Raw genomic sequence first — 13816 nt, 5'->3', positions numbered from 1 at the left:
ATTCTAATATAGGATTGGAGAGATTTAAATGAAAGCTGCAAGAATTTATGCTGAAAAGGACCTACGTGTTGAGGAAGTTGAAGTAAAAAAAGTTGGAGCAAAAGATGTAAAAGTGGAAGTTGCTTGGACTGGTATCTGTGGTTCTGATTTACATGCCTATTCTCATTTTATTGGTATTCCAACTGAAGAACATCCAATATCAAAAAGACAAGCCCCCTTAACATTGGGACATGAATTTAGCGGAACAGTAACAGAAGTAGGCAGTGATGTTACATCGTTAAAACCTGGTGACCGTGTTTGTATAGAGCCTAATCTTCGTTGCGGAACATGTAAGGAATGCCGTGAAGGAAATTATCATCTATGTAGAAACAGCAATGCAGCATTTATCGGACTTGCTGATGACGGCGGTTTTGCAGAATACTGCGTGATAGATGAAAAATACTGCCATCATATACCAGATAATATGACATTAGAGCAGGCTGCTCTAGTAGAACCAACTGCAGTAACCTATCATGGGGTTGAACTTGCGGGCGTCAAGGCTGGCGATGCAGTACTGGTAACTGGGGCTGGCCCAATCGGTCTATTGACTGTTTTATGTGCACGTGCAGCTGGTGCTACTAAAATTTTTGTGACGGATGTTTCCAAAGAACGGTTAGCGTTAGCAGAGAGTTTTGAATTTGTAAAAGCACTAAATCCGGTTGAAGATGATGTAATTGGCACGATTATGGAAGATACGAATGGTGACGGTGTTGATGTAGCATTAGAATGTGCAGGCGTTCAAGCTACTTTTAATACCTGTTTAGGAGCAATTAAACGCAAAGGAACGGTTTGTATTATAGCGATCTTTGGTAAAAATCCTGAAATTGATGCTTTTTCATCTACTATTAAAGAAGCAAACATTAAATTTTCACTAGGATATGCAAATATCTATGACCGTGTTATTAATCTTGTTGCAAGTGGGCAAATTCCTGCTGAAAAAGTAGTAACGAATAAAATTACTCTCGATAGTATTGTAGAAGAAGGATTTGAATTATTGCTTAAAGACAAGAGCCAATCTAAAATTCTTGTCAGTGCAAGATAAATATAGATAATATTTTTAAAAAGCCTGCTGAGAGTTTCTGCAGGCTTTTTAACATTCCATAAATATTTATGACCTATAGTCTAAAAAGCTACTTCAAAGATTTCTATCTTTGAAGTAGCACTTAGAATTATAATTTTCTATACTTGTCTGGTACTCTGGACTCAAAAATAGGAACTTCTTTTCTTATTTGTGGTACTTTTTCTAAATCCAATGTTGCTTTTATTTGACCAACTTCTTGATCCAATTTCTGAACGACGACTCCCCAAGGATCCACAATTTGTGAACAACCAGCGAATTCCACTCCTAAAGTTGTACCGGTTATATTTGACGCAACAACATACATTTGGTTTTCAATTGCACGTGCACGTATTAACGTATTCCAATGCGCTTCCCTTGCAATTGGCCATTCTGCTACAATATGAAGTACTTGAATACCCTGTAATGCTAAGTCACGAATGATTTCTGGGAAACGTAGATCATAACAAATAATAATTCCCATTTTCACACCTTCAAGTTCAAATACTTCAACTTGTTTATGACCGCCCGTTAAAAACTTCGGTTCGTTTAACATAGGAACGAGGTGCAACTTGTCATATGTATAAACCACTTCACCCATTCTATTTATAATCATGGCACGATTAAAAATATCTTCCCCATCTAAAATAGCAATCGAACCACCTACTAGGTTTACATTAAACTGTTTAGCTAGTAATTGTAAGAATTCAATTGTTTGATTTCCATCAGCTTGAACAATTTCTTTCAATTCTTCTAATGCATACCCTGTAGACCACATTTCAGGAAGTACCACAATATCTAAATCATCACTATGGTTTGCCTCCAACCAACGTTCAATAATTTTCCTATTTCCTTCTGGACTTCCGATTTCTAACTCCATTTGAAATACTAAATAATTCACAAAGTTCACTCCTTAACATGCCCTCATCTAACTTTTCGTGGTTACTTAAATTTTCACTAAGATTGACTATCGTATTTCTATCCTTTAGCAATCGGTTAGGCGTTCTCTCATTTATTGTAACATTTTTCAACTACCCCTCCCCTATTTAAGTATTTTTAAAAATTGACTATTTCTGAAAACTAATTTCTAACTAACCAGCTAATAGGAAGTAGCTATTTTTCTTTAAAATTATTATTACTCCTATGTTATACTTTTTTGTGCGTGACAATAAGTCCGCATGAAGAACTGCTCAGGCCACTGATAGATTTAATCAGGTAGTGCAAAACTATATGTTCCTCTTTTAGACATAGCATTGTAAATGTAAAAGCAACAAGTTGACTAAAAGAAATGGCTGGACATGTGGGAAGATTAATGATTTTACAAGAAATGGAGAATTCGATATGTGGGATTTACTAGCACAAATGCTATCAAGAATGACACTCATCGTCACGATTGCTTTCCTCATTACTCGTCTGCGCACTTTTAGACAGATAATTTATCGAGATTTAAATATAAAAGACAGCTTGATAATGATTATGCTCTTTGGTTTATTTGGTATTATCGGAAATTATACAGCCATAGTCGTCAATCCAGAAGCTCATGTAATTTCCAACTTGTGGAATCCAGCTCTTCAAATGGACAATGCTATTGCCGATACTCGCAATATCGGTATCATCATAGGCGGATTGGTCGGCGGTCCACTTGTTGGACTTGGATCAGCTTTGATTGCAGGTGGACATCGTTTTATTATGGGTGGATTTATTAGCGATGCCACTTTCATCGCTTCACTTATTGGTGGTGGTTTGGCAGGTCTGTTTGGACGTAAATTGCGTGGCTTTGGCTTAATCCGTCCTTTGCAAATGTTTTTAAGTGGCCTTTTGATCCTTATCATCCAAATTCTACTTATCCCTTTGATTGCTTCCCAGCACAGTACCGCTTTTCATTTGATCAGTTATACTGGGATACCTATTATTGTTATTAATAGTTTGGGGATCTGGATTTGTGCGATTGTTTTTAATAGCATTATTCAGGATGAGGAGCATACACGTGCGAGCCAAACGGCAACGGCGCTCTCGATTGCAAATCAGACGCTAACACTTTTTCGCCAAGGATTAAACGCATCCTCTGCAACAAAGGCCACCAAGATTATCCAGCAGTTAACAAACGTTGACGATGTAGCAATCACAAGGGGCATTAGGGAGCTTGCACATACTGGAGGAACTAGCAGCCAATATGAAATAGAATGTAGAGAGCACGTGTTTAAAACTGGGAAAATGGAGAGCGATCACTCCACAGAGTATGAGTTTATTGTTTTTCCGTTGATTGTAAAAAGTAAAACAATTGGGACATTAACATTTTACTTTAACCATCCCTATCAAGTCACATCCGTAGATCGGGAAATGGCAGAAGGGCTCAGCAATTTATTTTCTAGTCAATTGGAGTTGGGCGAGGTTGAACGTTATAATCAATTGTTGCAAGATGCCGAAGTAAAAGCGCTCCATGCACAAATTCACCCGCACTTTTTATTCAACGCCTTAAATACGATTGTGGCACTATGTCGCATGGATCCTTTGCTAGCTCGTCAATTGCTACTTCATTTATCGACTTTTTTAAGAAACAATTTAAGAGGACTTACAGATCGCCTTGTACGTGTTGAAAAGGAGTTGGAAAATGTCCATGCTTATTTTGCATTAGAAAAAGCCAGGTTCCCTAATAAGTTTGAGCTTACAATTGAAATGGATTCCCATCTGAATCAGGCACTCATACCACCTTTCATACTACAGCCGCTTGTAGAAAATGCAATAACACATGGAGAATTAAAAGACCTGGGAGGTATCGGAAAAATACATATCGATATTAAACAGCAAGAATCGGAACTGCAATTAATCGTCACCGATAACGGGATTGGTGTGCCGCTGGAAAGGCTTGCTGATTTAGGACAGCGAGTTGTCAATTCAACGAAAAACGGCAGCGGTTCAGCGCTATTCAATATTAAAGAGCGCTTAACGGCACTGTTTAGCCAAGACGCCACTTTTAAAATAGAAAGTAAGCAAGGACATGGGACAAAAATATTCATAACATTACCGATACACTTTTAATAGGAGATAGATAGGTATGCTACAAGCTTTTATCGTTGAAGACGAACAGTTTGCAAGAGAGGAATTAAAATATTTATTAACCGAAACTGGCGATATAGAAATCATCGGTGATTCTGAAACGATGCACGAGGCGTTGTGGGATATTAATGATCTTCAACCGGATGTTGTCTTTTTGGACATCGAGCTCGCCAAAGGAAATGGATTGGATCTAGCGAAACAATTTATGCATATGAAAAAACAGCCGATGATCGTATTTGCAACAGCTTACGATGAATATGCGCTTGAGGCTTTTAATCTTGATGCCGTTGATTACATTGTCAAACCAATCGATGAAGCAAGACTCCGAAAAACCGTAGACAAATTACTAACACTCGCTCAGTTCCATCTTGATAGGCAAAAGCAAAAAAGTAACCAGCCGCAAGGAACAAAAACAATTCCTGCAAAAGACGGAGATAGAATGATTATTGTCCAAGCAGATGAGATTTACTACATCGGAACGGAGAACCGCCAAACTTTTATTAGGACCGCTCATCACCAATATGAATCGGATTTGTTGCTTTATCAATTGATAGAAAAACTAGGTGAAGACTTTTTACAAGTTCATCGAGGGTACATTGTCAATGTCAAGCATGTTTCTGCAATAGAACCATGGTTTAACCGCGCATATAATTTATTTTTAAAAGACGGTTCTAAAGTACCTGTCAGCCGCTCATTTGCAAAAAACGTTATGCAAAAATTAGGATTTAAATGAGCATCTATTGCTTTGCCTTACTGGAAACATAATAAAAATAGCACCCATTTGCATGGATGCTATTTTTATTATTAGGACCAACCAATTAATTGGGCGATGACAAGTACTACAATAGATATTCCAGCCCATATTAGAAATAGTGGATAGAAGAAACGAATCCACGTTTGCCATTTCACACCTGCAATTGCTAATGCTGCCATGAAGTACCCGCTTGTCGGGTAGAAAATATGTGTAAACCCATCTCCAAGCTGATAAGCAAGAACAGCAGTTTGTCTTGTCACTCCAACCATGTCTGCTAGAGGTGCCATAATTGGCATTGTAACGAGTGCTTGCCCACTGCCAGACGAAATAACAAAGTTAATAAGAACTTGTACAACATACATACCAACCGCTGCTAATGCTGGCGGCAAATCACCGACAACCGCACCAAGTGCATGTACAATCGTATCCATGATGTTACCGTCCTCTAGTACAACTGCGACCGCTCGGGCAAGTCCAACGATGAACGCCCCCATTAAGACGTCTTTAAAACCTTGATTAAATGCTTCGCAAATATCGCCGACTTTTAGACCAGCAATCATCCCCACGACGATTCCCATAATGATAAAGAGACCCGCCATTTCAACCATAAACCAGCCCTTTGAAATGACACCGTATACAAGAATGGCGAAGAATACAAGCGCTACTATTGCTGCCAACTTTTGTCGTCCTGTTGCGGGAATGGCCTCTGCTTTTCCTACATTGTTATACAATGCACGTTTTTCCATATCATCTTCAAACACAAGACTGTGTTTTGGATTTTTTTTGACTTTCTTTGCATAACGGGTAATGAATAAAACCGCTGCCGTAACCGCTATAATAAATACGATTAAACGTAATCCAAGGCCAGAGAATACCGGCAGTCCCGATAATTTCTGTCCAAGCCCTGTGTTAATGGGATTTAATACTCCTGCAGTAAATCCAACAACGGTCCCACAAAGTGCAATAGCAGCTGCTGTTATTGAATCGTAGCCAAGCGCAATAATCAGCGGCATGATTACCGGAATATAAACAAGTGATAGTTCAGCTGTTCCAATCAATGTCGCTATCAATGCGAAGGCTGCTGTTAAAACAGGGATGAGCATAATACTTTTATGCGCAAATTTCCTTGCGAGTTTATCAACAGCTATTTCAATGATCCCAGTACGTCTAAGCACCATAAACATTCCACCAATGATAAAGGTGAAAAATACAACTTCTCCCGCATCAATCAACCCTCGGGGAATAACCGTTAAGAAATCTTTAATACCAACTGGGGTCTGATCAACATAATGAAAGGAATTTGGATCGATGGTCGTTCTGCCATCTGGTCCAGGCACACGTTCAAACTCTCCCGCCGGAATAAAATATGTGGTCAAAGCCGCGAACGCACTAAAAACAAATAAAATAACATAAATATGCGGCATCTCAAATTTCTTCTTTTTCTTTTCTTGCTGCTGTGTATGTTGCACGATGACCCCTCCGAAATGTAAATTATAAGACCAAATAAATACAATCAATTTGGAATATAAACACATTATAATCGGGTAATTATTGCCTCGGCTGTTTTTATAACCAAGCGTCCATATTTAAAACAAAAGGTACGTGATCCATAACGAAAAGTACAATTTTTGAGGTTGCATTTACTTAAGTTATTTGATATCGGACAAATAATCTTATAGTCTATTAATGATGTTTCAGTAACAAATATACTTGTAATGTCAAGTTGATTAGATGTTCTAAACTAATATTAATAGATAAAATAATGTTAATACTATTTCAAACACATTATTAATTTGCATTTTAACTCATTAAAAATAGTGAAATTATAATGAAAATTGAAAAGGGGATAACAAAGAAAGCTTTCAATAATTTTAATTTCTAAGCCGTCCTCGGAACTCTTATTTAGCAAGTTGTTTTGTAGGAGTATGCATGTTGTTTCTTAAAAGAATAAAAACCAAGCTTAATACTAACGATAATATTCCCACCAATACAACGTACTGTGTACCAAATTGTGATATAAATAATCCACCTACAGCTGTTCCAATGGTTGTCCCTAAATTAACGGATGATAAAAATAAACCATTAGCAAAATCAGGAGCCTCTGGAGCTGCAGACGTAATCCAATATTGATTGATATTAGCTCCTATACCAGCTAATATTCCCCACCCTAAAGTCATAACAGCCATAGGTATGGTGAACTGACCTATGAAGAGTAAAATGATGTAAACTGCTCCTAAGGCAAAAGGAAAAGATACTACAGTTTTGATCACATTTTTTGTAAGTAACTTCCCTGCAACTATATTTCCAATAATATTGGCCCCTCCAAATACGACTAACATTAAACTAATAGATTTTCCAGACATATTAGTAACGGTTTTAAGATACTCGGCAAGAAAACTGTAAACTCCAAATATAGCTGAGTTTAGTAAAATAACTGCAAAAATGGACAGCCAAGTAATTCGTTTTGTTAATACCGATAATTGAGCTCCGTAAGAAAGTCTTTCTTTAACCGGCATTGAAGGGAAAAATACTAATGTAGCAATCAAGACAAATGCGTTCACAACAGCAAAAAATGTCATGGATATTTGAATTGAAACTGTACTAGCTAGAAAACTTGCAATTGGTACACCAAGTACCATCCCTGCTGACACTCCAATAAAAACTTTTGAAACGGCTTTTGGAGCCTCTTCCTTTCTAACCGAGTCTGCAGCTATAGTAAAAGCTGCTGTAAAATAGATTGGCTGTAATATCGCTGGAATTACACGCGCAATTATTGCAATGGTAAAATTCGATGTAAATATAGATACAATATTACCTAGAACAAAAATACCAAGTACAAATAACATGGCTTTCTTTCGATTTATCCCCGAAAATAATAATGGCATGGTTGGTCCAGCTACAGCAACAGTAAGAGCAAAAAGGCTCACCAATAACCCTGCTTTTGATACACTGATATGAAAGTGATCCGCAATGTAGGGTAATATTCCTATAACTCCCATTTCAGTATTTATGATACCAAAAGCACCTACGGTTAATATCAATATAAGTAACTTTTTTTGTTTAGCCATAAAAGATTTCCTTCTTTCAGAAAAGTGAAGTCTTAGATGAATAATGACACTACGTTTATTCCATTTTTTCAATGCAATTACATCTTAAACTGATTTACTTCCATTCCAGTTGCTTATACATCCCTATATCCTTTCGCTATTAATTCTAACTATGCTTTATGACAATGCCAAATACTTATATTGTATATATAGATATGCTTGATAGGTATGCTCAAAATGTTTATAATCAAACGTTATAAAGGAGGAGTGTTTTATGGAATTAAGAGTTCTGCGATATTTTCTTGCTGTTGCAAGAGTAGGAAGCATTACAGGTGCTGCTAATTTTTTGAATCTTACACAGCCAACTTTGTCTAGACAATTAAAAGATCTTGAACAAGAATTAGGGAAAATTCTATTTATACGCAGTAGCCACAGTATCATTCTTACGGATGAAGGAATGTTGCTCCGTAAAAGAGCAGAAGAAATCGTTGATTTGGTCGATAAATTAGAAGCAGAATTTAGGTCCATGGAAGAAACTATAAGTGGTGATGTTTATATTGGTGGTGGGGAAACAGACGCCATGAAACAGATTGCACGGGTAGGTAAGGGTTTACATTTACAATCTCCCCAAATACGGTATCACCTCTACAGTGGAAACGAAGACGATGTGACTGAACGGCTTGACAAGGGTTTGCTTGACTTTGGTATTTTAATACAGCCAGCTGATCTATCAAAATACAATTATATCAATATACCAGCCAAAGACATTTGGGGGGTTGTTTTGAGAAAAGATAGTGCCTTGGCTTCTAAAGATGCCATTCAAGCAGATGATTTATTAAATGCACCACTAATTTGTTCGCGACAGGCAATGAAACAGACGTTTTCTAAAAATGAATTTGCCGACTGGTTTGGCGAGGATTTTGATAAACTAAACATCGTAACTACATACAATCTAGCCTACAATGCTGCTATTATGGTTGAAGAGGGAATCGGTTATGCGGTAACCATTGATAAAATAGTGAATACGTCTAGTGATAGTAACCTTTGTTTTAGACCATTAGAGCCAAGACTTGAATCTGGCTTAAATATTGTTTGGAAAAAGCATCATGTTTTTTCCGCTGCTGCTGATATGTTTTTAAAAGAAATTCGGGAAAAGTTTTCGAATTTTTAATCGGATGTACAAGAAAAGGGGCATTAGTTGAACTGACCTCTGTAAAAAGCAGGGTTCTTAGCGTATAGGAGTTCGTCTTTTCATGTTTAGATTACTTGTATTGCTGCAACTTACGTAAGGTAAATGGTAATGAAGTATTATATCCTCTTTGCTTTCTGTCGGAACAACTAGATATTTCACAAAAAGATACTCATCAGTTCTTTAAGCTGATGAGTATCTTTTTCTTCTATTTACACACACTCAAAAACAATCAACAATTTATATTAAGGATGAGTATTCGATCGATGTAGGTCTAGGTATTTCTTCTTCGGCAATATTATTTGTGCTAGTTGTAAAACTTAAAGCCAAAATCATAGATAAAGTTAACCATATAAATATGCTTTTCCTTTTCACTTTACAAATCCTCCCACTTAGTAATTAAATTTTGTTTATATAGAAGTTGTATTGCTTTTTGGTAATATAAATCGGCAGCTTTAAACTTGCTTTCCTTAAAGTAGTAATTTGCTAATAGAATGGAATACTTTTGTACATGTCGATCGTCATGGATTATCTGAAAGTAATTGATTCCTTTCTTTAGCACTATTTCAAGTTTCTCTGTTGAAGAATGGAGAGCTTTATATATTTCTAAATGACAGCTATAAGATTGGTGTTCTGTAAAATCCCTATTCTTTACCTCTTCAATTGCTTTAAAACCCTTTTCACACCATTTAAGAACCTCTATATGATTGTCTTGTTTAGAAAACTCTTTAATGATGGAAAGAATTGTTACCAAGTATCCTTCCACATTGTCATTTTCTTCTTTGCTTTTTAAACTAAGCTCGTAATATTCAATGGCCTTCTCATGACTCTCTTGGACCGCATATAATGAACCAATATTTTGATAAATCATCCCTTCATAATGGATTACTTTATAATCTATCACTAGCTTTTTTGCTAGATTATAATTTTTTTCTGCTTCTACATAATTTCTCATTTTTTTATGCGAGGCACCGATAACGATATAGTTATCGATAGCTCTTTCAAATAGAAGATTGTCTTTATAGTACATCAACGATTTTGAAGCATGATTAATCGTGTTAAAAAATTCATTACATTTAAAGTAAATAGAGCTAAGCACATTATGAAAGTCTGCTACTTCCCATTCTTCATTCGAAGCACTATTAACAAATTTCAAGGATTTTTCTAATCTGCTGAGAGCTTTGTAATAATCGCCATTTAAATAAAAATAAAGACCTATATTTAGATTAGCTAAAAATCTCTGCTTTTCATCAAAGTTCTCTTCTGTTTGTATTATCATCTCATATGCAGATTGTAAAATGTCAATCCTTTCATTCAGTATTAGCTGTAATCGGAACATATAAAGATTATAGGTATAAAAATTATTAAGTTGCAAAAAGTAGCTTTTCCGTACGGAAAATTCTTTTAATGCGGCTCTTATCCATTCTTTATCCCGCTGAAGAAGTGCATTTTTATATAGTACGAAAAAAGATTTTAGAAATTTATTTTCATCTTCGGTTGATAATTTATCTATCTTTAAATTAAGCCTTTTCAGTAAAAAATTTATTAATTCTTCGCTTGGAACTGTTGAATTATTTTCGATTTTGCTGAGATAGGAAGTAGAACAAATCCCTTTTGCCAAGACGGACTGTTTGATTTTTTGGTTTAATCTCTCCTGTTTGATGATATGACCTATACTACTCATTTTCTCCCACCTCTATGAACGTAGTACATATATTAATTCTTTAAAAATTGTAAAATACCTTTTTCATTCGCTCGACATTTTACGACAAGAATTATAGACCAGCGTATGATTCACAAGCTATATATATAGATATGTCCAACATCCAAAAAGTAGTATGAATTATTAAAATTTCCTTCTTTCAGGAAATAAGATGCATTTACATATAAATAATAATAAACATAAAACGATATTTCCCAACTTATTTTAGTACTAAAAATGTTTGTTTTTTAGTAATATTTAGGAAAGAACGATTACTTTTTTCATTTATTCATTTTATTTAATTATACCCTAGGACTTAAAATGGCTCCCCTACTACTTATAGTTCCTCATCCACTTCAATATTTGCACATCTGATACAACAATAAAATATTTTATTAAGACTGGTTGTTATTGATCTAAGGTGATCCCCTTTATAGGACAAGATATATCTTATAACTTGGGAAATAACACATTATTTTTCACAGACCAAATCAGAACGAGTATTCTAATTTGTGAAGGAGTGACAAAATGAGTGCTGAAAAACAGGTAATAATTCAAGAATTTTTAAAATGCCCTTCTAACAAGAAACTTTTCGAGGAGTTCAACGCAACTAAGTCAGATGAAATAAAACTGCAAATTGACTCTAAATTCAAACAGCACTACCAAAACTACAGAATTATCTCCTATCTTCTAAAAGTCTTGCAATATGAAAGTAAACATTATGATAAGAAGATGCGAACTTATAGAAAAAGAAACCAATTAATTCTTGCAAATAATACAGATTTTTCTCCAATTTACCTGGAAAAATCTTTTTCCGATTCAGTTGTTTTTTCTGACAATATTGTTGACCATATTTCAAGTGATGACTTATTTAATTGTTTAAGAAAGCTTTCAGATAGACAAAAGAATATACTATCACTTGCTTATGTTAGACAAATGACAGATAAAGAAATAGCAACTTATTTAGGAATTACTCAACAAGCTGTATCTAAGACAAGAAGAAATGTAATAAAAACTATTAGAAAGGAGATTGCTCATGATTGATGCAGGTAATATCGTACAATTAATCGGTAACTTTGGCTTTCCTATAGTAGTTAGTATCTATTTGTTACATCGCTTTGAAAATAAATTAGAATCTCTTGAAAATGCCGTGCACAGTATAGAGAATGTTGTTAATAGTAGAATTGAAAAAAGAAAAGGAGAAAAATAAAATGGACGAAATTGATATACTGTCAATTTTGAAACAGTTAGAACCAAAACTGCAATGTGTATTATTTCAAACAACGATTGACTGCCGAGAGGACCTAGAACAAGATTTAATAGAGCGAATTATTAAAGTCATACAAAATAATATTAACCTTGAGGTTCCAGGATTTTTCGACTTCATAGGAGAAGAATTATTGCTAGACTATTTTGGAGGATTAAAGAGGTGCTGAAACAATTTTTCATTCAAAATTTCTTACGTTGACTATGTCACTAGTAATACGATCCATCTTTGAAACTATCGAAATCCTTAAATAAACTGCACCATATTTGCTAGTACTAACAAACACTTTTGGTGCAGTTTTTTATTCATCTTACTAGAATTCCATATTTGTATAAATAGATTTTTCGATGCCTGGCAAGAGTCTATAAATACTCATCCCTATAAAAGATTCTATCTCTTTTTTTATCTCGTAAAAACCTCTCCATCGAATTGCGGTGTATGTATCTGTACCGTATCTTAAGCCAACTGATATAAACCGTTTCTCAAGCGTTGTAAAACCATTTTCATCGGCTAACGCATCGCATAACGTAATAACCTTATTGTACATATCATAATTGAAATTCCGATTTAAGACTTCTTCTATTTTTTTCTTCATATAAAGCGGAACAACTTTCCAATCGGCTGCTACTTCAATATCCCTATTTTCGCAAGGAAATGAATGTGTTATACATATAATAGCGTTCCCTGTATAATCAAGCTCTTCCAAATACATATAACCATCATAAGAATGAACTACTGACGGCGTAAATCCCTTATATATTCCTATATCATGAAGAAGCCCTGCGCAATAGGCGATGTCGCAATCAAGAGTGAATCCCTTTTTTACAACTCGGAAATAATATATTCCGCAGCTCTAGCTACGTTAAGTGAGTGTTTATACCAAGGTCCAACGTTTTGCAGGTAGGCTTGTCCAAGTAATTCAGTAGCATAGATTCTATCCGTAATATAGTTCATATCCCGTTTTTCATAGCGAGTTCATTAAGCAACTGTTTTAATTCGTGGATTTCTTTCATTATTTGATTTGGTTTTGTAATAAATTCAGTGGTTTGATAATCTTCTAACCATTGTACTCCGATTGTGTGAACACCTGCGGACACCCCAGCTGCTATGTCTGCCTCGCTATCTCCTACAAACATCACATCATTTTTGTTTACCTCTAGTTGAGATAAAGCCTTCATTATTCCTTCGGGATGTGGTTTCGGTTTAATTACATCATCACCTGTTATTATTACGTCAAATAGATTGTTCATTTGAAGAGCTTTTAATGAAATCTCTAAACTCCTTCTCGCCTTACCAGTAACGATACCTAGTCGAAGTCCTTTCCCTTTTATAAAACCGAGCAAATCATCCATCTCTCTGTTATGTTCAACTAATTGCATATGCATCTCTAAATACTTCTCATAATATAGTTCAATTGCCTCTTCTTTATTCGAATGAATAAGATTATTACTAATAATCCCTGTTTCTGATGGACCAAACATCGCTCGTATTTCTTCCGCAGAAAGGGTTTTATTATCATATTTTTTAAAGACATTTTGAAATGCATAATAACAGATTGGCAAAGTATTGGCTATAGTTCCGTCAAAATCGAAAATGATTGCTTTCATATTTATTTCCTACCCCCAGATAGTCTCAATTCACTTCAATTTTACCAAATACTCAGAATTAAAAGTACTCTATTTTTCTAAATTAATATAGACTTTT

Annotated in this window: 13 protein-coding genes and 1 pseudogene; 7 read left to right on the top strand and 7 right to left on the bottom strand. The window is 35.2% G+C overall.

Annotated elements, in window-relative coordinates; genetic code table 11:
- Positions 1–28 precede the first annotated feature (28 nt).
- A complete protein-coding gene (locus tag FS486_RS02885; protein ID WP_144509759.1) occupies positions 29–1081 on the top strand; it encodes a 2,3-butanediol dehydrogenase in 1053 nt (350 codons plus the stop codon).
- Between the two features lie 127 nt (positions 1082–1208).
- Here the strand turns inward: FS486_RS02885 and FS486_RS02880 are convergent, their stop codons facing one another.
- On the bottom strand, positions 1209–1997 hold the full coding sequence (locus FS486_RS02880; RefSeq protein ID WP_144509758.1) for a carbon-nitrogen family hydrolase: 789 nt from the start codon (positions 1995–1997) through the stop codon (positions 1209–1211).
- Positions 1998–2437: 440 nt separating this feature from the next.
- Here FS486_RS02880 and FS486_RS02875 point away from each other — a divergent pair, with 440 nt between their 5' ends.
- Together FS486_RS02875 and FS486_RS02870 are read left to right on the top strand one after the other, a co-directional pair.
- Complete coding sequence (locus FS486_RS02875; RefSeq protein WP_186321310.1) at positions 2438–4135, top strand: LytS/YhcK type 5TM receptor domain-containing protein; 1698 nt, start codon at positions 2438–2440, stop codon at positions 4133–4135.
- A gap of 16 nt (positions 4136–4151) precedes the next feature.
- Positions 4152–4886 carry a LytR/AlgR family response regulator transcription factor gene (locus FS486_RS02870; RefSeq protein ID WP_144509756.1) on the top strand — a complete coding sequence of 245 codons (735 nt, stop codon included), beginning with the start codon at positions 4152–4154 and terminating at the stop codon, positions 4884–4886.
- A 71-nt stretch (positions 4887–4957) separates the two neighbouring features.
- Here FS486_RS02870 and FS486_RS02865 read toward each other — a convergent pair whose 3' ends face one another.
- Both FS486_RS02865 and FS486_RS02860 read right to left on the bottom strand, forming a co-directional pair.
- Positions 4958–6331 (bottom strand): YfcC family protein, encoded by a 1374-nt coding sequence (locus FS486_RS02865; RefSeq protein ID WP_144510209.1) that lies wholly within the window; start codon positions 6329–6331, stop codon positions 4958–4960.
- A 474-nt stretch (positions 6332–6805) separates the two neighbouring features.
- On the bottom strand, positions 6806–7975 hold the full coding sequence (locus tag FS486_RS02860; protein ID WP_144509755.1) for an MFS transporter: 1170 nt from the start codon (positions 7973–7975) through the stop codon (positions 6806–6808).
- A gap of 253 nt (positions 7976–8228) precedes the next feature.
- On the opposite strand from FS486_RS02860, the gene FS486_RS02855 reads away from it, so the two are divergent.
- Entirely contained in the window at positions 8229–9125 is an 897-nt protein-coding gene (locus FS486_RS02855) for a LysR family transcriptional regulator (protein WP_144509754.1), read from the top strand.
- Between the two features lie 258 nt (positions 9126–9383).
- Here FS486_RS02855 and FS486_RS20365 read toward each other — a convergent pair whose 3' ends face one another.
- On the bottom strand, positions 9384–9518 hold the full coding sequence (locus FS486_RS20365) for a hypothetical protein (protein ID WP_260858000.1): 135 nt from the start codon (positions 9516–9518) through the stop codon (positions 9384–9386).
- A gap of 1 nt (position 9519) precedes the next feature.
- Positions 9520–10827, bottom strand: coding sequence for a helix-turn-helix domain-containing protein (locus FS486_RS02850; RefSeq protein ID WP_144509753.1), 1308 nt, complete (start codon positions 10825–10827; stop codon positions 9520–9522).
- A gap of 546 nt (positions 10828–11373) precedes the next feature.
- Here FS486_RS02850 and FS486_RS02845 point away from each other — a divergent pair.
- From FS486_RS02845 to FS486_RS02835, 3 genes are read left to right on the top strand one after another with little or no spacing between them, the layout of a single operon-like run.
- Complete coding sequence (locus FS486_RS02845) at positions 11374–11889, top strand: sigma-70 family RNA polymerase sigma factor (protein WP_144509752.1); 516 nt, start codon at positions 11374–11376, stop codon at positions 11887–11889.
- Positions 11882–12055, top strand: a complete 174-nt coding sequence (locus FS486_RS02840) for a YvrJ family protein (RefSeq protein WP_144509751.1) — start codon at positions 11882–11884, stop codon at positions 12053–12055. The genes FS486_RS02845 and FS486_RS02840 overlap by 8 nt, the downstream gene beginning before the upstream one ends.
- 1 nt (position 12056) lies before the next feature.
- Positions 12057–12281 (top strand): hypothetical protein, encoded by a 225-nt coding sequence (locus FS486_RS02835; protein ID WP_144509750.1) that lies wholly within the window; start codon positions 12057–12059, stop codon positions 12279–12281.
- Between the two features lie 144 nt (positions 12282–12425).
- Here the strand turns inward: FS486_RS02835 and FS486_RS02830 are convergent.
- Both FS486_RS02830 and FS486_RS02825 read right to left on the bottom strand, forming a co-directional pair.
- A pseudogene (locus tag FS486_RS02830) lies at positions 12426–13066 on the bottom strand (HD domain-containing protein).
- On the bottom strand, positions 13063–13719 hold the full coding sequence (locus FS486_RS02825) for an HAD family hydrolase (protein WP_144509749.1): 657 nt from the start codon (positions 13717–13719) through the stop codon (positions 13063–13065). Before FS486_RS02825 ends, FS486_RS02830 begins: the two are co-directional and overlap by 4 nt.
- Between the last annotated feature and the right edge of the window lie 97 nt (positions 13720–13816).

The organism is Bacillus sp. FJAT-22090, assembly GCF_007676755.1.
Classification (GTDB): domain Bacteria; phylum Bacillota; class Bacilli; order Bacillales_A; family Planococcaceae; genus Psychrobacillus.
Note: the sequence above shows the minus strand (reverse complement) of the source record. Positions and strands in the feature narration are given on the sequence as shown.